Annotated in this window: 24 protein-coding genes; 17 read left to right on the top strand and 7 right to left on the bottom strand. The window is 44.1% G+C overall.

From position 1 onward, the window contains the following. Positions 1-274: 274 nt before the first annotated feature. Positions 275-2,842, top strand: a complete 2,568-nt coding sequence (locus tag L1D60_RS06855) for an ATP-binding protein (RefSeq protein WP_239840479.1) — start codon at positions 275-277, stop codon at positions 2,840-2,842. Between the two features lie 59 nt (positions 2,843-2,901). Here L1D60_RS06855 and L1D60_RS06850 read toward each other — a convergent pair whose 3' ends face one another. From L1D60_RS06850 to L1D60_RS06840, 3 genes are all read right to left on the bottom strand, one after another. Next, the gene (locus L1D60_RS06850) at positions 2,902-3,138 is read right to left on the bottom strand and encodes a hypothetical protein (protein WP_239840341.1); all 237 of its coding nucleotides are present in this window, start codon (positions 3,136-3,138) and stop codon (positions 2,902-2,904) included. Between the two features lie 154 nt (positions 3,139-3,292). Beyond that, positions 3,293-3,919 (bottom strand): D-Ala-D-Ala carboxypeptidase family metallohydrolase, encoded by a 627-nt coding sequence (locus L1D60_RS06845; protein WP_239840340.1) that lies wholly within the window; start codon positions 3,917-3,919, stop codon positions 3,293-3,295. 106 nt (positions 3,920-4,025) lie between these two features. After that, entirely contained in the window at positions 4,026-4,340 is a 315-nt protein-coding gene (locus L1D60_RS06840; protein WP_032550242.1) for a DUF496 family protein, read from the bottom strand. A 195-nt stretch (positions 4,341-4,535) separates the two neighbouring features. Between L1D60_RS06840 and L1D60_RS06835 the strand changes: the two genes are divergently transcribed. The 5 genes from L1D60_RS06835 to luxQ all read left to right on the top strand — a co-directional run bounded on the left by L1D60_RS06835 (position 4,536) and on the right by luxQ (position 9,702). Then, positions 4,536-4,736 carry a hypothetical protein gene (locus L1D60_RS06835; RefSeq protein WP_239840339.1) on the top strand — a complete coding sequence of 67 codons (201 nt, stop codon included), beginning with the start codon at positions 4,536-4,538 and terminating at the stop codon, positions 4,734-4,736. A 62-nt stretch (positions 4,737-4,798) separates the two neighbouring features. Further along, positions 4,799-5,452 (top strand): YceH family protein, encoded by a 654-nt coding sequence (locus tag L1D60_RS06830; protein WP_239840338.1) that lies wholly within the window; start codon positions 4,799-4,801, stop codon positions 5,450-5,452. Then, on the top strand, positions 5,453-5,776 hold the full coding sequence (locus tag L1D60_RS06825) for a GIY-YIG nuclease family protein (RefSeq protein WP_239840337.1): 324 nt from the start codon (positions 5,453-5,455) through the stop codon (positions 5,774-5,776). Positions 5,777-6,025: 249 nt separating this feature from the next. Then, a complete protein-coding gene (locus L1D60_RS06820) occupies positions 6,026-7,120 on the top strand; it encodes an autoinducer 2-binding periplasmic protein LuxP (RefSeq protein WP_239840336.1) in 1,095 nt (364 codons plus the stop codon). Next, positions 7,120-9,702, top strand: a complete 2,583-nt coding sequence (luxQ, locus tag L1D60_RS06815) for a quorum-sensing autoinducer 2 sensor kinase/phosphatase LuxQ (RefSeq protein ID WP_239840335.1) — start codon at positions 7,120-7,122, stop codon at positions 9,700-9,702. The genes L1D60_RS06820 and luxQ overlap by 1 nt, the downstream gene beginning before the upstream one ends. 70 nt (positions 9,703-9,772) lie before the next feature. On the opposite strand, the gene L1D60_RS06810 is transcribed toward luxQ, so the two are convergent. Continuing rightward, positions 9,773-10,432 (bottom strand): PilZ domain-containing protein, encoded by a 660-nt coding sequence (locus L1D60_RS06810; RefSeq protein WP_239840334.1) that lies wholly within the window; start codon positions 10,430-10,432, stop codon positions 9,773-9,775. A 248-nt stretch (positions 10,433-10,680) separates the two neighbouring features. Between L1D60_RS06810 and L1D60_RS06805 the strand changes: the two genes are divergently transcribed. Further along, positions 10,681-11,025: a HopJ type III effector protein gene (locus tag L1D60_RS06805; RefSeq protein WP_239840333.1), complete on the top strand. Its 345-nt coding sequence runs from the start codon at positions 10,681-10,683 to the stop codon at positions 11,023-11,025. A 98-nt stretch (positions 11,026-11,123) separates the two neighbouring features. Here the strand turns inward: L1D60_RS06805 and L1D60_RS06800 are convergent, their stop codons facing one another. Continuing rightward, a complete protein-coding gene (locus L1D60_RS06800) occupies positions 11,124-11,432 on the bottom strand; it encodes a DUF1289 domain-containing protein (protein ID WP_239840332.1) in 309 nt (102 codons plus the stop codon). A 136-nt stretch (positions 11,433-11,568) separates the two neighbouring features. Between L1D60_RS06800 and yegD the strand changes: the two genes are divergently transcribed. The 4 genes from yegD to L1D60_RS06780 all read left to right on the top strand — a co-directional run bounded on the left by yegD (position 11,569) and on the right by L1D60_RS06780 (position 16,296). After that, a complete protein-coding gene (yegD, locus tag L1D60_RS06795) occupies positions 11,569-12,921 on the top strand; it encodes a molecular chaperone (protein WP_239840331.1) in 1,353 nt (450 codons plus the stop codon). A gap of 502 nt (positions 12,922-13,423) precedes the next feature. Continuing rightward, positions 13,424-14,488, top strand: coding sequence for a porin (locus tag L1D60_RS06790; RefSeq protein ID WP_239840330.1), 1,065 nt, complete (start codon positions 13,424-13,426; stop codon positions 14,486-14,488). Between the two features lie 258 nt (positions 14,489-14,746). After that, entirely contained in the window at positions 14,747-15,379 is a 633-nt protein-coding gene (locus L1D60_RS06785; protein WP_239840329.1) for a fumarylacetoacetate hydrolase family protein, read from the top strand. A 287-nt stretch (positions 15,380-15,666) separates the two neighbouring features. After that, complete coding sequence (locus L1D60_RS06780) at positions 15,667-16,296, top strand: LysE family translocator (protein ID WP_239840328.1); 630 nt, start codon at positions 15,667-15,669, stop codon at positions 16,294-16,296. Between the two features lie 46 nt (positions 16,297-16,342). Here the strand turns inward: L1D60_RS06780 and L1D60_RS06775 are convergent, their stop codons facing one another. Next, positions 16,343-18,049, bottom strand: coding sequence for a phospho-sugar mutase (locus L1D60_RS06775; protein WP_239840478.1), 1,707 nt, complete (start codon positions 18,047-18,049; stop codon positions 16,343-16,345). A 398-nt stretch (positions 18,050-18,447) separates the two neighbouring features. On the opposite strand from L1D60_RS06775, the gene coxB reads away from it, so the two are divergent. The 4 genes from coxB to L1D60_RS06755 are packed head-to-tail and all read left to right on the top strand — an operon-like array spanning position 18,448 to position 22,837. Then, a complete protein-coding gene (gene coxB, locus L1D60_RS06770) occupies positions 18,448-19,656 on the top strand; it encodes a cytochrome c oxidase subunit II (RefSeq protein ID WP_239840327.1) in 1,209 nt (402 codons plus the stop codon). Then, on the top strand, positions 19,653-21,299 hold the full coding sequence (ctaD, locus tag L1D60_RS06765) for a cytochrome c oxidase subunit I (RefSeq protein ID WP_239840326.1): 1,647 nt from the start codon (positions 19,653-19,655) through the stop codon (positions 21,297-21,299). Before coxB ends, ctaD begins: the two co-directional genes overlap by 4 nt. An 8-nt stretch (positions 21,300-21,307) precedes the next feature. Beyond that, a complete protein-coding gene (locus tag L1D60_RS06760) occupies positions 21,308-21,913 on the top strand; it encodes a cytochrome c oxidase assembly protein (protein WP_239840325.1) in 606 nt (201 codons plus the stop codon). 39 nt (positions 21,914-21,952) lie between these two features. Next, complete coding sequence (locus L1D60_RS06755) at positions 21,953-22,837, top strand: cytochrome c oxidase subunit 3 (protein ID WP_239840324.1); 885 nt, start codon at positions 21,953-21,955, stop codon at positions 22,835-22,837. A gap of 51 nt (positions 22,838-22,888) precedes the next feature. On the opposite strand, the gene L1D60_RS06750 is transcribed toward L1D60_RS06755, so the two are convergent. Further along, complete coding sequence (locus L1D60_RS06750) at positions 22,889-23,119, bottom strand: DUF2909 domain-containing protein (protein WP_239840323.1); 231 nt, start codon at positions 23,117-23,119, stop codon at positions 22,889-22,891. On the opposite strand from L1D60_RS06750, the gene L1D60_RS06745 reads away from it, so the two are divergent. Both L1D60_RS06745 and L1D60_RS06740 read left to right on the top strand, forming a co-directional pair. Beyond that, on the top strand, positions 23,118-23,981 hold the full coding sequence (locus L1D60_RS06745) for an SURF1 family protein (RefSeq protein WP_275665583.1): 864 nt from the start codon (positions 23,118-23,120) through the stop codon (positions 23,979-23,981). The two genes, L1D60_RS06750 and L1D60_RS06745, sit on opposite strands and share 2 nt — an antisense overlap. Next, on the top strand, positions 23,971-24,543 hold the full coding sequence (locus L1D60_RS06740) for a hypothetical protein (RefSeq protein WP_239840322.1): 573 nt from the start codon (positions 23,971-23,973) through the stop codon (positions 24,541-24,543). Before L1D60_RS06745 ends, L1D60_RS06740 begins: the two co-directional genes overlap by 11 nt. The last annotated feature ends 30 nt before the right edge of the window (positions 24,544-24,573 follow it).

Genomic DNA, 24,573 nt, shown 5'->3' with positions numbered 1-24,573 from the left:
TTTACTGGCAAATTTGATACTAATAAGATTCACAATAGCAACAATGGCGATGAGTAACTGCGACTTAGTCTATGAATTTGTCGTGATTCATAGGTTGTGTGTATGGAATTGTTCGGTACAAGTTGCATATTTGATCAATTAAACGCCGTGAGTGTCCTATTATTAAAACTAGACTGGTGACATTGCTTTCAAGGAAGGGAGTGATTTAACGGAAATGATAAATATATCAATTAGGTGGCGGTTGATTTTGCTGTCCTCTATCTCGATTCTCTTTATGCTCGGTTTTACGATAAATGAGGCGTTAAAGAATAGAGAACAGGTAACGAACTTGGAAGCGACGCGAGTCAGGGTTGAGGCGCTTCAGGCCTTTAGTGCGTTGTCTGGCGATATATATCGTTTACTCAGGCTACCAAACTCCTCCCCAATCCGAGAAAGTGCTTACACCTCTGCGAACAAAGAATTTGATCTTATTCTCCAGTACAACAAACAATTAGAAGGGCTTTCTGCTCAATGGGATATCGCCAATTCACTTCGAGATTTTAATCAAGTATTGATCGAGCTCCAACAACCGTCGCCCGCACAAAGACCGTATCTTGGCGTATTAGCATTTGATGTATTGCAGGAGATATTGGTTGAACTGAATGATGTCGATATATTTCTTGCGGATGACAGTATCAAGATAGAAGGGAAGATCTTCAGTGATCTCAATAACTTTGTGTTTTGGACGCAGAAAGAAGCGTGGGTTGGTTACAAGCTTTACCTTTATCCGGAGTTGAGAGAAGACAGCCTTGATCAGTATCTCAGTACTATTCATCGACAATCCCAGTATCTCAATGCCTTTATCCGAAACAGTGATTCTTCTATACGACTCCGACAGCTCATTGATGTGTTTGCTAGTAAGGAGTATCAAGAGAGTATTGATTTCAGAGAGCGGATATTTAAGAGGCAATTTGATTCACAGGAGATCAAACATTACGTCTCTGGCTTAGAACAGAGGCATGTTGTTACACTGCAGGTGGTGGATAGCTACACCGCAGAGCTTCAAGGGCAACTCGCTGCGCGGATTGAAGAGCAAAAGATCCGCACCACACTGACGACGATGTTTGTTATTACTTTGGCGTCGTTGGTATTTTGGCTGACGTCAACGACGTCACTACGTCTGAATCGAAACCTCTCTTACATTCTTGATGGTATGTCGGACCAAAATCGTGGCACAGGCGAGCATAAGCCCATTGAAACAGAAGGACATGATGAGCTGACTCAATTTGCGGACAAGGTCAACGAGATCATGAGCGACAATCAACAACACTACCGGGATTTGATTGAAGCAAAAGAGGATGCTATTTCAGCTAACCGTGCCAAAAGTGCCTTTTTAGCGAATATGTCTCATGAAATTCGAACCCCGCTCAATGGCATTATCGGGATGGCTGAAATCCTCTCGCAGAGTCAATTGAATGCAAATCAACAAGAGGTTTTGTCTGATATTGAATCCTCCTCTCACACTCTGCTTGTGTTGCTCAACGATATTCTCGATTTGTCGAAGATTGAATCAGGTAATTTGTTGCTCTCCCCTCAAGCGGCTGATCTACGTGAAGTGGTGTATGACTCTGTTAGTGTTATTTTGTCTAAAGCGATCAGTAAGAATGTCGAGTTGAATATCAACATAGACGCGAATACACCGCACCAGTTGTTATTTGATGAACACCGGTTACGTCAGGTAATGACCAACTTGTTGTCAAACGCGATCAAATTTACCGACTCAGGTGCGATCAGCACGACGGTAACCTATACACCCAGTTCGGAAACAAGAGGCATGGTGGAGTGCCAAGTTGCAGATACGGGGATTGGTATAGAAGAGAGTAAGCTCGACTCTATATTTGAGCCATTTACTCAAGAGGATGGCAGTATCACGCGTCAATTTGGTGGTACGGGGTTGGGTTTGGCAATCTGTCGTCAGTTGATTGACCTTATGGATGGCCGAATTGCGGCAATGTCAGTAAAAGGCGAAGGCTCAAAGTTCATCTTCAGTTTCTATGTTGATACTGTAGAAAGTAAACCGAAAACATTCGATAACTTGAAAACGGCACTCATTGTTTCTAATAGCTTTAACTATGTAGCGCAATTAAGCCGAGAGTGTGAACGTTTTGGAATTCAGTCTGAAGTGGTTCCGTCGATTAATGACATCTCGAACTCGCAGCTAGATTGTGATGTTCTGCTCTATTGCCATACGTTGCATCAACAAATGGATCGCGACCTTGCTGCATTGAAACAGCGCTATCCAATTTCTAAGGTGATTGTTTGTCAGCATCACTTGTTTAAAACCAATCAAATTACCGAGTCAGTGCATTCGACACACACAGTCCCATTTTTAGGAAAGCGTTTTTCAAACAGTCTACTCGCACTAGACAGTGGCGTTAGTCAAGCCGCGGATAAGCCGACGAAATCGGAAGATGTCCATGAACTCAATCGAAGAATACTGATCGTTGAAGATAATTTAATGAATCAGAAAATTGCGAGCTTCTTTTTGGAAAAAGCGGGCTATGAGTACATCATCACCAGCAATGGGCAGGAAGCCGTCGATGTTGTGACTCAGGGGGAGCAATTTGACGCGATACTCATGGATTGTATGATGCCTGTCATGGATGGTATTACCGCGACTCAGGCAATTCGAGCATGGGAGAAAGAGCAAGGTATCGCACCGCTACCAATCATCGCATTAACTGCTAGCGTGCTTGACGAAGACATCAAGGACTGTTTTGAAGCAGGTATGAATGCTTATCTTCCCAAGCCATACAAATCTCACCAGTTGTACGAGCTTTTTGATAGCTTGGGAATCGTCTAACCAAGTGGCGATCACTGCCAAGTTAAGACACAGAATCATTGAGCAGTTAGAAAGGGCAATTAACGCACTTCCATTCCAAGGTTATACTGTGCAAGACAGCGACCGACATAACTTACCTTTAAAAATGCAGCAATGACGATGGTTCCGATATGAGCCGCTATTTGAGCAGCGAGGGAGAAGCTGTCAGCAAGAGGGTAGGCGATAATGATACTTACGATCATTAGTAGTGTCGTGATGATCAGCCCAGCATTGGAAACAGAAAGAAGTGTTTTAAAAGTTGTTTGAGTTGGTTTCATGGTGCGTCCTCATAATCTTGATTCATTATGAGAAGAGCAAAACTCGTTCCAATAGTTTTATGTGTTTATAATCAGTGGTTTATGTTTTATTTCCCCATAAATGAAGTCATAATGACATGGTGGTTGTTTGTGTCATTATGACTCATAAATGTCTTTACCACTGTCTGAAGCCACATGTATCGATATGGAATCGTACGCCATCATAAAGGCCCAATCCGACGTTATGTTCCTTCCCATTTTTAGCGTGGATTTGTTTTAATTTTACATGTAACTCTTCGCGTGAAATATCTTCTGATGGCACCAAGTCCAGTGCACAAAATTCTAGGTGCTTACTGCGAGGAGCCCCTCCCGCTTGTTGGTTATAGTTACTGGTTCGCTCTCCTGATACCGGAATAACAATGCCAATTTCTGGCTCGATAAAAGTCTGGATGAACGTAAGCGTTTTGATCATTTTAGGCATATGTTGAACGTTGGGTAAGCTAAAGAGTGTGGTGTCGCTGAGTACCCAGTCGGTACCTTGGAGTAAGATCAGGTGCAAAGGCATGGTTTCTTTAATACCTGCATCTCTGAGTTGCTGTCCGATGTTAGCGACTTTTTTCTCTGCGTTATTGAGTAGAACCCAGCCTTGGAAAGCGGCTCTGGTTGGAACCTTATAGCCTCTGACATCAACAACAAGGTCGTCGTAGCTAATCTCTCGCTCTGTAGTGTAGAGTTTTTCTAGTTCATCGGTGTGGGGTTCAGTAGTAGATAAGAGGGCGGCAATCAACAAAGTGGTATACATAGAATGACTCCAACAGTGGCAGTCATTTGAGTATAGTCGCTAAATTTAGAGGTAAAAAAACCCACTTAACAAAGTGGGCTAATATCATTCGTTGGACTACAAGGGCTTATTTTTTGCCTTGAGTCTGCTTGTCTTCTTCCGTTAGTTCACGGATGCGGCGGCTGATGTCGCGACGAGCTTTAGAGATTTCAGCACTCTTGATGATGTGGTCATCAACACGGTCTTCATAGTCCGCTTTCATATTTTTGATGATGCCTAGGATTTCATCGTGAGACATTTCTGGCTTAATGTAGTCCAGTAAGTTGTCTAGAAGATCAACACGTTTGCGGTTATCACGAACTTTCTTTTCGTTGTCTAGAAGCTCACGCTTAAGCTTATTCTTACGACGTGCTTGGTTAACAATTTCAAATACGCTACTCATAGATTCCTTTTCCTAATCGTCATATACGTTATCTGATTCTGATTAAAGCACATCGAATGCGGTTGTAACAGTCTTTAGATCAAAGCAAAAGTAAGGTTGTTTAATTATTCAGCACTCTGTTACTCAGCTGATTGTTTTTCTCGGACAGTTCACGATAGTATCTTGCTTAGAGGCAAGCATTATATGAAATGTGAGATGAACCAATCAGAATCAAATAACGAGGAATCGAAAGCGATCTCTCAAGAAGCTTGCAACGAGCAAGACAAGCTTCGAACTGCTTATGTAAAAGAACGCACCAACTTAGAAGTGGTGGAAATTGAGTTAAATCGTTCTAAGATCATGGTGATTGATGAACAAGGCCGAAAAAGAAGAGTCCCTATTCTGTCTGAACACTAATCCGTTGGGTTAGCCTTGAATGTGTTATAGACGGAATTGAAAATAATAAAAAAGGAAAAAGAATGAACACGCAACTTTCCGCAATAGAAGCTCGTATTATTGGTTGTTTAATTGAGAAAGAGGTGACGACCCCGGATCACTATCCTCTTACTCTCAATAGCTTAACAACCGCGTGTAACCAGAAAAGCAACCGTGAGCCTGTTTTATCTCTTTCTGAGTCAGACGTGCTTGATGCTGTTGATGGCCTGATTTCCCGTCGCTTAGTGAGTGACGAAAGTGGCTTTAATAGCCGTGTGAGTAAGTACCAACACCGTTTCTGCAACACCGAGTTTGGTGATCTGCAGTTTACAGAACAAGAACGTGCGATTATCTGCTGCATGTTATTGCGCGGTGCACAAACACCAGGCGAATTAAGAACACGCACTGGGCGTTTGGCTAACTTCACAGACGTAAAAGAGGTGGAAGCGGTTTTAGACAAATTAGCGGCTCGTGAAGAGGGTGCTCTTGTCGTTAAGCTACCTAGAGAAGCGGGTAAACGTGAATCTCGTTATCAGCACCTGCTGAGTGGTGAAGTTGACGTGGAAGCATTGGCATCTGCAGCGCCAGCAATGGCATCTGGTTCTGGTAATGAACGCGTAGAAGCTTTAGAAGCAGAAGTTGAAAATCTAAAGAAAGAGTTAGCAGAACTAAAAGCTCTGGTTGAATCTCTTATTTAGATGACAGACAAGAAATTAGATGCGGATTGGGTGGTATACCTGATCCGCACTCGTCACAACGCCCTGTACTGTGGCATCACCAATAATCTGTCTCGACGATTCGAGCAGCATGAGCAAGGTAAAGGAGCGAAAGCTCTCAAGGGTAAAGGCCCTTTATCACTTGAATGGAGCCACAACGCAGGCTCGAAAAGCCACGCACTGAGAATTGAGTACTCCATAAAACAACTCTCTAAACCGCGGAAAGAATGTCTGGTTACAAAGCAACTGTGCGTCGATATTCAAGATGAGAAAATTGTTTATTTTGAACCAGTGTTCAAGTCTTAGCTATTTCTCTTTGACACTGACTTTATTCTCTCTTTATTACTTGGCTGAATGTGATTTTGGCTGATTCTTAAGTCCCTGTATTAATTTAAAACCAAGTTCATAATTTTTAATAGGAATGATGTTCTAATTATTGTTTGAGCCTATCATTTTTCACGGTTGTCCTACATAATGTATAAAAAGTCATACAACGATATGACATCAGGCTAGGTAAAAAATGAGCCAAAGTAGCTCATAAAAAATGAGAAAATAATGAAACGTTCACTTATGTTGCTTGGGGCTTCGCTATTGTCAGGGCCAGCCCTTTCCCACGGTACGCATGTGCTTAATGGCTATTGGGAATACCAAGAGTTTTTGGATAAGTTCCCAGCGCAAAAAGCGCTGACTGAACAGATGAACCAAGCCGTTCAAAAACACCCTGTTCCTTTGCAAGTCAAACAACAAGAACCTATCACTATATCGGTCGTATATCCTGGCCAGCAGATCTCAGATTACTGGGTGAGGAATATTCAAGCATTTGAAAAGCGTTTGGATAAACTCAGAATTAATTATCAAATAAATCAGGTCTTTACTCGTGTCAACGCCGATTTGGCTCAGCAAAGTATTTCTCTTCAAGAAGCGATAGAAAACAAAACGGATTATCTAATTTTCACGCTCGACACAACGCGCCATCGCAAATTTATTGAACACGTTCTGAGCTCAACTAATACCAAGCTGATTCTACAAAACATCACAACACCAGTTCGAGCTTGGGAAGAGCGACAGCCATTTATGTACGTGGGTTTTGATCATGCAACAGGCAGTTTGAAGCTTGCTGACTACTTCAAAACGCATTCAGGAGAAGAGAGCGAGTACTCAGTACTTTATCGCTCAGAAGGCTACATCAGTGATGCCCGTGGCGATACCTTTATCCATGAAATGAGTGAAGAGACCAACTTCAAACTAAAGTCTTCTTTTTATACTAAGTCTGATAAAGAGAGTGGCTATAAAGCCGCTAAGATCAGCATTGCTCGCAATCAAGATCTCGATTTCATCTACGCATGCGCCACTGATGTCGCGCTAGGCGCTGCTGAGGCCATCCGTGAATCGGGTTTAGATATCAAACTCAATGGTTGGGGTGGTGGTTCCGCTGAATTAGAAGCGTTGGCTCGTGGTGAGCTAGATGTTACTGTGATGCGAATGAATGATGACACGGGTATAGCGATGGCAGAAGCCATTAAATGGGACTTAGAAGGCTATGCTGTACCAACAGTTTACTCTGGAGACTTCGAGGTTGTGACCAAAGAAGACAGCCCAGAACGTATAGAAGCACTAAAACAACGAGCCTTTAGATACTCAGGAAAATAATGAAGAAAAGCTACGCTACCACGCCACGTAATACACTCGCGAAACTCATCACCCGAATTATTATTCTGGTGATTGGCGTGATGGCAATTGGTGTGTTGATTCATAACTATGAAACCAGCAGTAGCATTGTAAAGCAAGAAACCAAGCGAACGGTCCAGCAAACGTCCAGTTTGATACAAAACATGTTTGATTACCGTTTATCGGTACTACAAATCCATCAAGATAGCAGCTCTCATAGCACCATGCTCAAGGAGTATTTCGCCAATGGGGATAGAGAAGAACTCAGCTATTTCTTCTTTGGCGTTGATCAGCGAGAACCCAACCACGCACCCGATATGCGCTTTGTTACAACGCATGATGGCGTCTCCTGGGATGACGGCAACGGTCAGTTTTATGGCTTTGATGAGAGCAGTTTGGAATATATATCTTCTCAGGTAGCGTTCAGTAGTAACTGGCACTTTCTTGAGCTGGATACGGAAATTGGTAAACGCCATCTTCTTGCGCGCAAAACCCCTATCGTGGATAACAAGACGGGTGAGGTGCTGGGGCAGCTTTATATCACCATTGTTTTAGACAATAACTTCTCTCTTGCAGAGTCTATTCAGCAAGGTAGTAACTGCGAGAATATTGTTATTGAAGCGCATGGTGATCCCGTCACATCAACCTTCAGTGGCGATGAACCATACTCTCTCAAAGATGTTCTCTCTTACCGAGTACATGAACAGCTTCCTGAACATTTCGTCACGATTGCAAGAATCAAGATAAACGCAGTGGATACACCACTAACGATTCGTGCAGTCCAGAAGAACAGTAACTTTATCGCGCTCGAAGAGAACTATGAGCGTGCCATTGCGGCTGTGATTATCGTTCTGATCGCCATGTCTTTCTTCGCAAGAGGTTGGATACATAAGCGTGTGTCTAAAGAGCTAAATAAACTGATGGAATTTACTCGTTCTGCGAGTGATAACCACGAAGTCCATAAGTTTGATGGTTCGAACATTTATGAGTTTCACCACATTGGCTGCACCTTAGAAGACACCTTTGAGCGACTAGCAGAACAGAGACAAAAATTCCAAGACTTGTTTAACTTTGCACACTCCCCGATTTTGGTTTGGTCTGAAAGTGGCACTTTGATTCAGATGAACCCAGCCGCTCGCATGGCGATGTTCGCGGATGATGACTTTAAAGGCGTCTTAGCTCAAGAGTTTGAGAAAAAGATGCAGCCGAATGTGTTAATGGTTTTAAACGGCGCAAAGTTAACGGGTATCAATGTTCCGATTGGCGATAAAGTATTTCGTTGGAACATGTCGGCGATACGTGTTGAGCATGGCATTACTGGCGTAGTTGTTCAGGGGCAAGATATCACTAAGCTGGTGGAAGCGGAGCGTCAAGCCGATCGCGCTCGTGAAGAAGCGGAGCATCTTGCGAATGTTCGTGCGGATTTCCTCGCTAAAATGAGCCACGAAATTCGAACACCGTTAAATGGCATTTTGGGTGTGTCTCAGCTACTGAAACGCTCTGTGACGAGTGAAGGTAATAGAGAGAAAGTGGATGTTTTGTGTAACAGTGCCGAACACCTACTTGCAGTGCTCAATGATATTCTGGACTTTTCTAAAATCGAACAAGGTCAGTTTAATATCCAAAAGAAAGAATTCCGACTTTCAGAGCTCATCAATACCTTGGATAGTATCTATAGACCACTCTGTATCGAGAAATCGATCAGCTTTGATATTGAAAGCCGACTACCAGAGGAGCTGGAGATCTACACGGATCAAGTTCGTCTAAATCAGATCATGTTTAACCTCTTGAGTAATGCATTGAAGTTCACCCATTCGGGAGGTGTGTTCGTTTCATTTGATTTAGAGACCACGATTAACACTAACCGAGCGGGTTTAATCATCAAGGTTAAGGACAGTGGTATTGGTATTGAACCGGAGAAACTAGACGCAGTATTCGAGCCTTTTGTTCAAGCTGAGGAAACCACGACGCGTGAATACGGTGGTACGGGGCTTGGGTTAGCAATCGTTAAGAATTTAGTCGATATGCTTGAAGGCGATATTAGAGTAAGAAGTCGTAAGGATGCTGGGTCTGAATTCGTTATCGATATTCCGGTAACCTATCGAACTGAGCCAATTACAGGCCCTAAGTTGGATGAGTCTACAGCGCCACGAGATTTGTTTGATAAATCACTGAAGGTGCTATTGGTCGAAGATAATCATACCAACGCCTTTATTGCGCAGGCATTTTGTAAGAAATATGGAATGGCGGTAACGTGGGCGAAAGATGGTTTGGAGGCCATGGCGTATGCTGAGCTTCAGCCCTATGACCTTATCTTAATGGACAACCAACTTCCCAATTTAGGTGGTGTAGAGACTACGATCAAATTGAGGGAAGAGCTTCATTTACAAACGCCGATCTATGCTTGCACGGCTGACGCACAAATCTCAACACGAGATCGCTTTATGCAAGCCGGTGCGAATTATGTGATTGTGAAGCCGATAAAAGAAGAGTCTTTGCACCGTGCATTTATTCATTTCAAAGAGCATTATCAGCCGGTCAAGCGTCTCGTTGGCAACGAGTAAGGCTAATTAAAAACAAAAAGGCGCATCACGCGCCTTTCTTACTTCTGACTATTGTCATTGCCGCAATGTATTAGAGGTTACCCGTGTTGAAAGCGAGCTCGAGCAGCAGTTTCTTTAATTCTTCATCTAAATCAAGATGTTCTGGGAATTGAATGCCAAGAAGCCAACCTTGACCGTGACGTTTCTTACTCACCACTTTATAGATTAAGTCGTCTGGCAGATGTTCATCTAATATCGAAGAGACTTTAATCTTCATGCCGATATCTATGTCTGATTGCTGAGACAAGAATACACCGCACCCAGAAATTGAAAAATCGATCAGTGTCGCGTCGAGCGTTAAGGTATCAAATGACACTTCACTGCTTAGGTTTATCTTGTAGCGCTCATGTTCGCGAATTGGCTTGGTCGCGAAGTTCGAAGGTGGTCTAAGAAAAATTAGATGTGCTGGCTGAGTGATATGAGAGAGAACACTGGTCTTGAAAGCCACAATATGGCCTAACTCAGTGTCAGTGATCGCTCGAATAATAATATCAACGTTATTGAGTTTTCTGAGGGTTAGGGCTTCGGTCGATTTCTGAGATAACTCAAGCACCAGATATTGGTCCTCTTTATGACCAATATAGAGAGTACTCACTTGGATAGAATCTTGTGGGCCAAATTCAAGAACACCTGCTGTACGTGTTCCTGGTTTCAGATATCTAAACAGTTCGTGGTTATTATCTTGTGGCATATTTCCATATAAGCAGTGTTGAACAAGTGTTGAAATAATATAACGCTCTGATCGTGTTATGTCATTAGTTTCATTATGTTAATTGATGAGATTTAGAGGTCAACAAATCACGTTTTATGGTCTGACGAGTAAACGAGCAAGTTTTTGAAAACAATGTTTATTTTATTATTCATGGGTGCTTTCCAGCCTTGCAGTCACGCTCAAACTCGATACACTGCTACAGAAAGAAATTAATGGAGAACAGAGAAATGGAACTATCAACTTTTTTGGCGAAACTAGACAGCGAGCCAGAAAGTATTCAGTTTGAAGATACCATGCAGGTGATCGAGAACGGCTATCTATTCACAGAGCGTGAGTTCGCAAACGGAGACGTTGTGAATCAAGCTGGGCAGAACAATGGTTCATGTAAAATCTTTGCGTTTGGCCAATTAGAAGGGCTATCGGAGCAGCAAACCCTGGCGTGTTTTGGTCAGTACTATCGTCATGATGTTTTAGAGTTTCCAGAAAACGATGATCACCAAAACATCCGTAACTTCATTAAACACGGTTGGCAGGGCGTTCGTTTCTCTGAACCAGCGCTGGCAAAAAAATAGTAAACTGCCATTCTATTGCGATAAACGACAAGCTATTGCGACAAACAACAAGAGGGCGCTTTCGGCCCTCTTGTCATATATAGACATTACGCTTGATACTATTCAATAGGCAGGGCAGATAAACACTTGCGACACATACACAAGCCTTGTTTAGGCACACCGCTAGTATCTCTCTTCTCTAACTCAAAACACCAACATGTCTCTTTACCTGCGCTGATATCACATTGTGCGGGTTGGTCGCACTGAGGACATTGGTGAGTTGCACCTTCTGACGAAAGGTTTTGCATCACTTGCTCTCTTTGCTCATCGGAAAGGTTTTTCCAGCCGATGATTTCATTCATTGTTCGATGGCAGCCGCCACAAATACCGCCATTATTTTTACAAGCTGCGATACAAGGTGTTTTCATTTTTCAATTCCTGAAGCATTTGCGTGGCAATGTAACATACTGAGCATAGATGTTAAGAATAGTTCTGTTTAGCCTAGCGATTTACAGGCATTTCAGGTAGCATCTCGCCCCTTTTCTAGCTTGGGGGATATGATTGATGTTCATCGGATTTGACTATGGAACGGCAAACTGCTCAGTTGCTGCAATGATCGAAGGGGCACCTCGTCTTTTGCCTCTTGAAGGTGATAACCACTATATTCCCTCTACGGTATTCGCTCCTACACGCGAGAGTGTCTCTGAACACTTGTTCCGTCACCTTAACATTAAACCAAGTGATGCTATTGGTGAGCAGGTTCTGCGTCGTGCCATTGCGGCTAACCGAGAAGAAAGTATCGATTTAGTACCAGAAGATATGGCGTTTGGACAAGCCGCGTTGGATCTATACCTTGAAGATCCAAGAGACGTTTATTACGTGAAGTCTCCTAAGTCATTTTTGGGCGCTAGTGGCTTACACGATGTTCAAGTGAGCTTCTTTGAGGATTTGGTGTGCGCCATGATGGCGAACATTAAACAGCAAGCTGAATGCTCTACGCAGTGTGCAATTGACCAAGCCGTAATTGGTCGTCCAATCAACTTTCATGGTCGTGGCGGTGAAGAAGCCAACCAACAAGCTGAGCGTATATTGACTCGGGCTGCGACGAGAGCAGGCTTCTCAGATATTGCGTTTCAGTTTGAACCAGTAGCGGCGGGGCTGGAGTACGAGAGCACGCTTACTCAGAACCAGACTGTTTTAGTCGTTGATATTGGCGGTGGTACGACAGACTGCTCATTGCTTGAGATGGGGCCGACTTGGGCAGGAAACGCCGATCGAAGTGCAAGCTTATTGGCTCATAGTGGTCAGCGTGTCGGTGGTAATGATTTGGATATCTATCTTGCCTTCAAACGCATGATGCATCCTTTCGGTATGACCAGCAAAAGCATATCTGGCATCGATATGCCATTGACGCAATTCTGGAACCCAATTGCGATTAACAATGTTGAAGCACAAAAGAACTTTTACTCCCGAGAAAACCTAGCCGCGTTGAAGCTGTTGCGCAAAGAGGCGGCTGAACCGGAAAAGCTTGATAGGCTAATGCGTGTTTATCATGACACCTTAGGTTACAGCATTGTAAGACGTGCAGAAGAAGCTAAGATTGCCCTTGCAGACAGTCGTGAGTATCGAACGGCAATTCAGGTCGCGTCGGAGTTGGTTGAAGTTGATATCTCTGTCGATCAGATGGTTGAAGCGATTGATACCCCAAAAGCTAAGATGATTGAATTGGTTAAAGAAGCAATTCAACAAGGACAGAAAGTACCAGATGTTATTTATATGACAGGGGGCTCTGCACGCTCTCCAATTCTTCGTCAGGCAGTAGAGCAAGCGGTGCCTAATGTACCTATTGTGAGCGGCAACTATTTTGGTTCCGTCACAGCAGGGCTTGCTCGTTGGGCGGAAACTTGCTTTAAATAAAGCATAATAAGCCAATGATATTGTTAGCGAAAAGCAACCTTTCCTCAAGGTTGCTTTTTTTGTATCTGGGTAATACTGCTGCGAGTTCAGGCTTTGACTTAATAAACCATTTGGAATGATTGGGGACGCTAATAAATTACACGCTGCTAAAAAATTCGGCATGTTACATAATGTTGCGAAATGTTTCCCGGTGGAGTTTGAAATTGATAAAGGAAATTATGAGGTGAATATTCATCTCTAATTTTTGATTTTAAATTCAAAGATAAATTTTTATAACTATATATGTTTTCAACTTTTCTGCGCGTTTTGTTTTTATAATACTTTGTTATTAGGCGGTTTTTTGTTTTATCTAGTTCTGTTTGTTTTATTTTATATATTTTAATGCAACTTTTTTGTCATTCATCGCTTACGGTTGCCTCACTTGTTAAATGAAGGTAACAACTTCGGTTTCGGCTAGAGGTTGTTAGTGAGTAAACACCCCAAGTTACAAATGGATATGACAATGAATAAGAAACTTTTAGCGCTTGCTGTTTCTGGCGCTGTATTTGGTACACAGGCAGTTGCAGTAGAACTTTACAACGAAGACGGCACAACATTCTCTATCGGTGGTCACGTATCTGTTGCTGTTGGCGACGTAAACAGTGGCGATCGTATTAGCAACGACGATATCGGCGTTGAAACTGTATCTCCACGTATCAACTTCAATGCAACTCACGACCTAGGCAATGGCTTTACTGCTGACGCTAAAGGTGAGTGGGCGCTTAACATGCTTGACGGTGGCGACAATGCATTCTCTACTCGTCTTGGTTACGTTGGTCTAACTCACGACGACTTTGGCCGTGCAGCTGTTGGTACTCAGTGGGCGCCATACTACAGCGTGGCTGGCGTTGCAGATATGCCAATCGCATTTGCTAACGACTTCATCTACGACGATCACGGTAACCTAGGTACAGGTCGTGGTGAAGAGATGGTGAGCTACTCTAACGCACTAGATTTCGGTGACGCAGGTACACTAGGTCTTGGTGTTGCATGGCAAGGTCGTAAAGCTGATTCAGTTAAATACAGTGACGCTGTTACTCTAGACAATGAGTACGGTAACCGTGCGCAAATCGCTCTAAACTACAACATTGCAGATTTCTCTGTAAACTACGCATACAATACTGGTGACGTAAACTTTGACGGCATCTCTGGTTCAAAAACTGCTGACTCTAATGTTGTAAGTGCAACTTACGGTTCATACGGTTCAGGTCTATACCTTGCAGGTGTTTACGCAATGAACAACTACATGAACAAGACGTCAGCTGGCCCGCTAGAAGAGACTACAGCAGTTGAACTACTAGCAGCTTACGCGCTATCTAACAGCTTAAACCTAAGCGTTAACTACGAAGCAGTAGAAGACGAGAAGCTAAACGCGACTGTATTCAGCACGACAGCGGTACAAGCTGAGTACAACTTTACATCTCAGTTTGTAGGCTTTGCTGGCTACCAGTTCGACCTACAAGGCTCTGGTATTTACAAAGACAAAGCTGACGATCAGTGGCTACTTGGTGCTCGTTACTACCTATAAGCCATTACTAATTCAGCATAGTGTTTACTCCCAAGAGTATTACCCCTCTTAGGATACTGTCCTAAACACTTGCTAGGCCCCTTCCAATCGAAAGGTTGGAAGGGGCTGCTTTATTCTATCTACGAAAAACTTCTTCTTTACTAAGCCCATCCAGACTGCGCTAAAGATCAGATATTTGAAACAAGCTGTTAGGTTGTCAAAGATTCTTCATCATTGATCAGTTAAACTCGTTGCTCGATTAATGGTCAGGGAAAGACAATGAGCAACACTCATTCAGAACAGCAGTGGCAGGACTCCAAAATTACCGCAACACCAAGCAAAGTGGTTTGTATCGGTCGAAACTATGTTGATCACATTGAAGAGCTGAACAACGCTATCCCTGAACATATGGTCGTCTTCAACAAGCCAAGTACCTGTGTGACCTCAACCTTAACCTCTTTTCATCAAGAAGCGCTCCATTACGAAGCTGAGATCTGTTTTATTGTCGAACAAGGGCAATATGTCGCAGTAGGTTTAGGCTTAGATCTTACTAAGCGTGAATTGCAGAGCTACTTAAAAGGGAAGGGCTTGCCATGGGAGAGAGCTAAGGCATTTGATGGCTCTGCAGTACTCAGTCGTTTTGTATCCCTAGACGGATTTGATTTGTCGGATCTTAACTTAGAGCTCTTTATCAATTGTGTTCGAGTACAGAAAGGACATGTCTCTCAGATGCTTTACTCACCACAAACCATTCTTGAAGAGTTGAGTTCCTACACTACGTTACTTGATGGTGATGTGGTTATGACAGGCACACCTAAAGGCGTAGGAGAGGTTCATCAAGGCGATCTATTCTTGGGACGCTTGAAGTGTGGTGAGCAAACCTTAGTCGAGATCGAGTGGGTCGCCAAGTAACTGAGCAACTATGTAGCTAAGAAACTATGTGACTAAGAAACTATGTAACTAAGTAAAAGAATCAGATAAATAGGCCATCAATTCAAAGGCTCCACGCACCTGCTTTTTGGGCTGCTGATAACAAACTCCCGTCTACAGATACTAGGTAATTAGCGAATAACGTTGAGTAATTGTGCTCAAATGGTTTTTTATTCGTTAAATGATCAAGGTTTCAACTGATTGCATCTAGTGTAAAGCGCTTTGTTGATATAAAATCCGCCGTCTTTTTTATATCAGCGCACTATCTAATGATCGATCTAGCCATTCTTCCTGTTTACTTAACTGCCGTCGTTGCACTGCTTCTTCTTCCTGGTCCTGACATGCTACTGATCGCCAGCTCTAGTATGAGTTATGGTCGAAAGGTCGGATTGTTTGCGAGCTTAGGTAACGCGACGTCAGGAATCATTTTGACGGTTTTGGCGGCGATGGGGGTATCGGCATTGATAGCGATGAGCCCACTCGCCCTAAAAGCACTGCATCTATTAGGTGGGGCATATCTGCTTAAAATGGGGTGGGATTGTCTGCGCTCAGATCAAGGTGACGCGCCGGAGCTTGGTGATAATTCGGCAGCCAAAGCGTATTACCAAAGAGCGTTGATCAGTAATCTGCTGAATCCAAAAGCTCTTGTCTTTTTCGTGATGTTTTTACCTCAGTTTGTTTCAACCAATATTGAAGCTACATCGGGTGAACAAATGCTTGTATTGGGTTTGCTGCTCAACCTGTTGGGTTTGACCTTTAACTTCTTGCTGGTTGCATTAGCGGGTACCTTAGGTAAGCCACTATTGGAAAACGCGAAGTTTAGAACCTATCAGCAGAAAGTGATGGGTGGCGTGTTTGTGATTTTGTCTCTGTGGATGTTGTCTTCGTTCTTTAATTAGCGCTAATCAAACATAAAAATGGACGCCGGAGCGTCCATTTTTGTATCTATCGGTTGAGTTCTGCTTGGTGCTGCTCAATCAATTGGTTCATATAAGTTTCACCGCGCTGTACCGCTTCGGTGTAGCTTTCACCTTGTTCATAAGCAGTTATGGTCTCGTAGTAAACCTTCACTTTTGGCTCAGTGCCTGAAGGTCGAACTATAATCCGAGATCCGTCTTCAAGGTGATAAATGAGCACATCACTGGCAGGAAGATTGATCGCTTCCGTAGCACCACCGACAGTAACACGCAGCGACGATTGCAGGTCTTCAATGACTTTTATCGCAATACCATTAATGGTCGTTGGCTGCTGACTTCGTAGCTTAGAACCGATGGAAGGGGCCGTTGGATCAAGCGCAATGCTGCGTTGAGCATTCGTATACAGTCCGTGTTGCATATAAATGTCTGCCAGTAGATCCCACACCGTCTTACCTTGTGATTTGAGTTCTTCTACAAGCTGAGCAAATACCACTAGAGCCGAAAGGCCATCTTTATCGCGAACTAGTGTGCCCATTGTGTAGCCAAGCGCTTCTTCATAGGCAAACAAGAATTCGTTGTTGTCATCTTCGAGCTGCATACCCACGTTGGTCAGCCACTTAAAGCCGGTTAACGTTTGGAAGTATTTTGCTCCGTTCGTATTAGCTACTTTTTCTAGCAAGGTTGAAGAGACGATACTGTTACCGACAAGCTGCGTTTTGGGATGTGATTTGGCTGATAAGTATTGCGCAAAAAGCACTCCGACTTGGTCACCAGTCAACATTTTGTAGCCACCGTCTGGAAGCTTGACTGCAACCGCAAATCGGTCTGCATCAGGGTCGTTGGCACAAGCGATATCGGCATCGACACTTTCCGCTAATTGGACAACTAGGTCCATAGCCCCTTTCTCTTCTGGATTAGGGAAGTTGACTGTTGGGAAATGCCCGTCTGGTTCACGCTGTTCGGCAACACTGAATACTTTGTGGAAGCCGTTGTCATGGAGTAGATCTTCGGCCATTTGTGCGCCGACGCCATGCATCGCCGTGTATGCGATCACCGTTTCTAAATCTGAACCTTGTTTGCTGATAAAAGAAGCCTGATTTACGGCTTGGCGATAAGCTTGATAATACTCTTCTGTTAACCAAACCAGTTTTTCATCTTGTTCTGCATCACTTAAGCTCATCAGAGGGATAGGTTTGGTAGCAGCAATATCGATCTCCGCTGCGATACCGCTATCGTGAGGTGGGATGATTTGCGCACCATTTTCCCAGTACACTTTGAAACCATTATATTCCGGTGGGTTATGGCTCGCTGTGACCACGATGCCTGCGGCAGCCCCAAAACGTTCGATACCAAAGGCTACGATAGGTGTCGCGGCTACCTTGCTAGTCAGGTAAACCTTAAATCCAAGTGCACACAAGACAGACGCGGTATCAGTCGCGAATTGTTTTGAATCCAGTCGACCGTCGTAGCCAATAACAACGCCACGTTGAAGAGCTTGTGGGACATGGTCAGCTAAATAGTGGCCTAAACCTGTCGCTGTCTCTTGAATAACCAAGCGGTTCATTCGATTTGGACCACAGCCTACTTTGCCGCGTAAACCTGCTGTACCAAATTCCAATCGTTGACTGAACCTATCGCTAATTTCATCGTGATTCTTTTCATCAATGAGCAGTTGAAGTTCTTCGCGAGTTCTTGGATCTGGGTCTCTCGCCAACCAGTTCATGGCATCTTGCATATTCATTAACCTTCTCGTTTTAAATCGGCTTGGTAATTAATCTAATTGATATTCATTCGCATTACATTGAAGGCAATCGTAAAACTTGTGCAAACAGTGATAAAGGTTCGATTTTTTTGTAGAAGCACAAATTAAATAATTGAGCATTTAGTAACTAATGTGACCTTGAATATTTGAGTATCGATAACTAGCCTTTTACATAAATATAACAAAAAGTAACAACTTCGCTGTTTTTGAACCTTTTATCGAGTTTGCTCGTAGCTTTTAACAGGTAGCAGCGTTAGCAATTGCGAATAACAATTGCCTGTCGGTCTGATTCCAAGCCTTTCAATTTTTGTCGGCGTTTGCCGTTTGATAGCTCGCACATATCCAATATGGATGGATAGAGGAGAGATCTTTTGAAACGATTACTGCTGAGGTATGTACTGCTTGTCACTAGTAGTATGTCACTGTTACTGACTCCACTTGCTCAAGCGACGAGTGAGTACAACATGACGCAAGGTGTAACGGAGATTAGTGGCAAGGTATACGAGCTGCACATGCTGATCTTCTATATATGCTGCGCCATCGCGTTTGTTGTTTTTGGGGTTATGTTTTATTCGATCCTGAGACATAGGAAGTCGAAGGGGGCGGTTGCCGCGCATTTTCATGAAAGCACCAAAGTTGAAATTATTTGGACCGTCATTCCCATCATTATTCTTATCGCCATGGCGATACCAGCAACCAAGACTTTGATTGCTATGGAAGATACTTCTCAATCTGACATCACTATCAAAATTACAGGATCGCAATGGAAGTGGCATTACAGCTACTTCGGCGAAGATGTTGAGTATTTCAGCTTATTAGCAACCAGTGATAAAGAGATAGAAGGTATCGAAGCGAAGGGTGCGCACTACTTGTTAGAAGTAGACAAACCCCTTGTGCTGCCAATCAATCGTAAAGTACGTTTCTTGATGACTTCAGATGACGTGATTCATTCGTGGTGGGTACCTGCGTTTGCTGTCAAAAAAGACACTATTCCGGGATTCATTAACGAGGCATGGACAAAAATAGATGAACCAGGTGTTTATCGTGGTCAATGTGCCGAGTTGTGTGGGCGTGCTCATGGCTTCATGCCAATTGTGGTCCAAGCCATGGAAGAAGACGACTTTGATGCGTGGTTGGTGGACCAGAAAGCCCTCGCGATTGCTGAGGCTCAGGCTGCTAAGGAGGCATTAGACGCGTCACTTTCTCTAGAAGAATTGAATACGATTGGCGAGCAAGTTTATGCATCCCGCTGCGCTGTGTGTCACCAAGCAAATGGTGAAGGGATACCAGGGGCATTTCCTGCAATTAAAGGCAGTCCGATTGCTCTAGGGAATGTATCGGAGCATATCGATGTCATTGTTTATGGTCGTTCTGGAACTGCAATGCAGGCCTTTGATAATCAACTCACTGAAAAAGAGATCGCTGCTGTCATTACTTATCAACGTAATGCTTGGGGGAACGACACTGGTGACGTTGTTCAAGCGTCAGATATTAATGCTTACAAGCAGCAAGTTGAGGGCGGTGGCGAAGATGCCGCAACCGACTCGAGTTCAACGTCGAATAGCAAGGAGGCGATATGAGTTCACCCATTGATAAGCCGGTGAAATCAGCCCCGGCGGAAGATTTGGCGGCTAGCCATACTGCAGATGACGTAATTGACGCGCCCGAACATGACCATCATGCGGCACCTAAAGGTTGGGCGAGATGGCTCTACTCAACAAACCATAAAGATATAGGCACGCTTTATTTGTGGTTTAGTTTCGCGATGTTCCTAACTGGCGGTGCGATGGCGATGGTGATTCGTGCCGAACTATTTCAACCTGGATTACAGCTAGTCGAGCCTGATTTTTTCAATCAGATGACCACAGTTCACGGGTTGATCATGGTGTTTGGTGCAGTAATGCCCGCGTTTACGGGGCTTGCTAACTGGATGATTCCGATGATGATCGGCGCGCCTGATATGGCTTTGCCTCGAATGAACAACCTCAGTTTTTGGATCCTTCCTTTTGCTTTTCTCATTTTAATCGGATCGTTGTTTACTGAGGGTGGTGGTCCCAGCTTTGGTTGGACTTTTTATGCTCCTTTATCGACAACCTACGGGCCTGACAGCACGGCGCTGTTTGTGTTCTCAGTTCATATCATGGGTATCAGTTCGATCATGGGCGCGATTAATGTGATTGTTACTATCGTCAACATGCGAGCACCAGGAATGACTTGGTTCAAACTGCCAATGTTCGTTTGGACATGGTTGATCACTGCGTTCTTGCTGATAGCCGTGATGCCGGTTCTCGCAGGGGCGGTAACTATGGTGTTAACTGATAAGTACTTTGGGACGAGTTTCTTTGATGCTGCTGGTGGGGGAGACCCTGTGATGTTCCAACATATCTTCTGGTTCTTTGGGCATCCAGAGGTGTACATCATGATCTTGCCGTCGTTTGGTATCGTTTCAGCGATTATTCCGGCTTTCAGTGGTAAGCGCTTGTTCGGTTATCATTCAATGGTTTACGCAACGTGTAGTATTGCGATTTTGTCTTTCTTAGTATGGGCACACCATATGTTCACGACCGGGATGCCAGTCTTCGCCGAGCTGTTCTTTATGTATTGCACCATGCTGATTGCGGTGCCCACAGGGGTGAAGGTATTTAACTGGGTGGCGACCATGTGGCGGGGGGCGCTAACCTTCGAAACTCCAATGCTATTTGCTATCGCCTTTATTGTCCTGTTTACCATCGGTGGCTTCTCTGGCTTGATGTTGGCGATTGTTCCAGCCGACTTCCAATACCATGATACCTACTTTGTGGTGGCGCATTTCCACTATGTTCTGGTGACCGGAGCAGTGTTTTCTATCATGGCTGCGGCTTACTATTGGCTGCCCAAATGGACTGGCAACATGTACGACCACAAATTGAGCTTGTGGCACTTCTGGACTTCGGTCATTTCCGTGAATGTTCTGTTCTTCCCTATGCACTTCCTTGGTTTAGCAGGGATGCCGCGCCGTATTCCTGATTACGCCATTCAGTTTGCTGATGTGAATCAGGTGGTGTCGATTGGCGGCTTTGCCTTCGGCCTATCGCAACTTATCTTCTTATGGTTAGTCATTAAATGCATCAAAGGTGGTGAACCAGCAGAAAGTAAGCCTTGGGAGAGAGCGGAAGGGCTAGAGTGGACAGTACCAAGTCCAGCACCGCATCACACCTTTACACATCCACCAAAAGTGGACTGAGGTGAGCTATGAACAAGCAATCGCAAGACGAACATACACAGGCTCAAAATAACACTACAAAGCGGTCAACTAAGAAACTGACGGCTTATTTGGTGCTGAGTGTGATTGGCATGTTCGGTTTTGGGTTTGCTTTGGTACCACTGTATGACGTGATGTGTGAAGCGTTGGGCATCAATGGCAAAACGAATACGGTGTCCGCGGTTCAGCCACAAGGGATGCAACCTGATTACAGCCGCACCGTGCGAGTTGAGCTCATGTCACATATTAAGCCCGACATGCCATGGCGATTTGAGCCAGAGAAGCGCGTGCTTGAAGTTCACCCTGGTGAAGTGATTCAGACCAACTACATCGCCACCAATATGTCTGGATTGAATCTAGTGGGACAAGCGGTGCCATCTGTGTCTCCGGGGAACGGAGCGACTTATTTTAACAAGATGGAATGCTTCTGCTTTAACCAGCAACCATTGAATGCAAAGCAGAGTACAGAGATGGGATTGATCTTCTATATTGAGCCTAATATTCCAGAGTCGATTCATACCCTAACACTCTCTTATACCTTATTTAATATTACTGATGGGACGTCATCAGAGCAGGATGTAGTCGCAAAAAACTGAGTCGTCGCAAGAACCTGTATCAACAAAAGGAGTTGAGCAATGAGTTCTAAAAAGGAAGTCTATTTTGTTCCGCATCAGAGTCACTGGCCCTTGGTTGGGGCTGTTGCGTTATTCCTTGTCGCCTTGGGATCAGGGTTAACGGTGCAAAACATGGGTACTGATGCAGCTGGCGGAGTGTTTGGCAAAGTTACCTTGATTCTGGGTTTTGCGGTGCTGCTTTATATGTTGGCAGGTTGGTTTAGCAATGTGATTACCGAGTCGTTAAGTGGTCTTTACTCCGAGCAAATATCGCGTTCCTTTCGGCAAGGTATGAGCTGGTTTATCTTTTCCGAAATCATGTTCTTTGGCGCGTTCTTTGGTGCTCTCTTTTATGCGCGAATGATCTCTGTGCCGTGGCTGGGTGGTGCCGGGAACAATGAGATGACTCATGAGGTACTGTGGCCAATGTTCCAGTCGATGTGGCCATTAACAACGACCCCCGATGGTGTCACGACTCAAGCAATGTCTTGGCAAGGGTTGCCTCTGAAAAACACCATCATTTTATTGCTCTCTTCTGTAACCCTCCATATGGCGCACTTGAGTCTCGAAAAGAACAAACGCATGGCTCTGACTGTTTGGTTAGAAATAACAATTGTGCTCGCTGGTTTCTTTCTATTCTTTCAAGCTGAAGAGTATATCCACGCCTATCAAGAGATGAATCTGACGCTGCAGTCAGGCATTTACGGCAATACCTTCTTTTTGCTCACAGGATTTCACGGGTTACATGTTTGTTTAGGAACGATTTTCCTGATTGTGCTGTTGGGACGTGTAGCAAAAGATCACTTTACGCCTAAAGACCATTTTGCTTTCCAAGCGGGAAGTTGGTATTGGCACTTTGTTGATGTGGTTTGGTTGGGCTTGTTTATCTTCGTTTATGTTCTGTAATGGGGCTAAGTATTTAGGCATTTGGGTATTAAGGTATATACGCTTAACCGATTAGTAAGGACGTGGATTGGGAGTAATCAAGCCTGTTGCCATAGCAAGGAGCAGTAAAACCACCACGATAGCTGAGAAGAAAACACGTCGCCCAAGGAAGTGACTGAGCTGTTTGCCATTATGTTTACCTGACGAGAACTGAAACAGCGCTTTCATCAGGTTAAAGGCAATAACAAACAGCAGGACGACTAAAAGGACTTTAAACAAGATTACGGATGTGGATGAAACCATGGTGTTAACCCCTAATGAAGCAAATCATCAAAACAATCAACGCCGATATGTTGGCGTGTGGGTGGTTGCTTTCTTAACTGTGGTTTCTGTCGGTCTATTAATCAAGTTAGGGTTATGGCAAAGGGAACGTGGTTTCGAGAAGCAGCAACTAGAACAGCATTTAGCTATGAGAGCAACCCAGCCGAGCAAGCCACTGGTTTCCGTGTTGGCAGATTGGAAAAAATGGGTGAACAGCATAGAGAGCCATGAGCTTTCTTCGATGGAACTGAGTAAGAGCACCGTCGAAGATGAGTACTTAAAAATGCTGAATGGAACTAAGGTGATCGTTAACTTTGCTCAGGAAAGTGGACCAATGTTTTTGCTGGATAACCAAACTCACAAAGGGAGTGTTGGTTACATTCTGTATCAGTTAATGCCCATTACCGGCTTTTCAGAACCCAAACATATATTGGTGGATTTAGGGTTTGTAAAAGCGAACAAAACGCGTAGTGAGCTTCCGGTGATTGATTTGCCTGCAATACCTCGACAAACCTCGGGTCGCTTGTATTTCCGCTCTACTAATCCTCTGAGCTCAGACTTGGCTCTAGAGGAGACCGAACCAAAGCGTATTCAGAATCTGAATATTGAGGCGATATCGGTATATACCTCGACAGATATTCTTCCAGTCTTGTTTCAACCTTTTTACGATGAAACATGGCCTTATGAATTGCTATGGCGACCAACAGCGATGAAGTCAGAAAAGCACTTTGGCTATTCAGTGCAATGGTTTTCAATGGCGGCAGTGTTATCGGGATTGATGCTGTTGATTGGCTACCGTTTTATCAGCAAACGCAGTAAAGGGGAGAGTCGCTATGAAGAGTGATGAACAAGCGGCGTTTGAGAAAAAGCGCCGCAAAGGACGATTGCTACTCATTGGTCTGGTGGTCATCTTCGCGTTGCCTGCCATTATTGCCAAAACCGTCTTAGATCAGCATTGGTATAACGAAGGAGCGACCAACAGCGGATTGCTTGTTGAACCAAGGGTTACTCTCGACGATCTCTCTATTGATTTTGAAGATCCAAATAAGGGGTGGCTGATTGGCTACATTGCACCAAATGAATGTGACCAATTGTGTGAGCAGCAACTTCACTACATCAAGCAGAGTCATGTAGCGCTTGGCAAAAATCGTGAACGCGTTACCCCGGTGATTTTTTTATCGAGCTTTAAAGGCAACAGCGCTGATGAACAGACGTCTTTTACACAAGTGGCGGGCAACAAAATGCTCACAGACCTACTCGGTGAAGCTTCGATCGTAGTGATCGATCCCTTAGGTCAGTTAGTCATGGTGTACGAGAGTGTGAGCCAGTCAGAGGAGTTGGTGCCTCAATCAAAAGGCTTGATACATGACTTGAGGAAGTTACTGAAATTGTCTCGAGTCGGATAAGCGCTAAAGAGAAGAGCGAGTTGTTTCACA

This window comes from Vibrio sp. Isolate30, from assembly GCF_022397975.1.
GTDB lineage: Bacteria > Pseudomonadota > Gammaproteobacteria > Enterobacterales > Vibrionaceae > Vibrio > Vibrio fortis.
The sequence above is the reverse complement of the archived record's forward strand: the minus strand, read 5'-3'. Positions and strand labels throughout refer to the sequence as shown.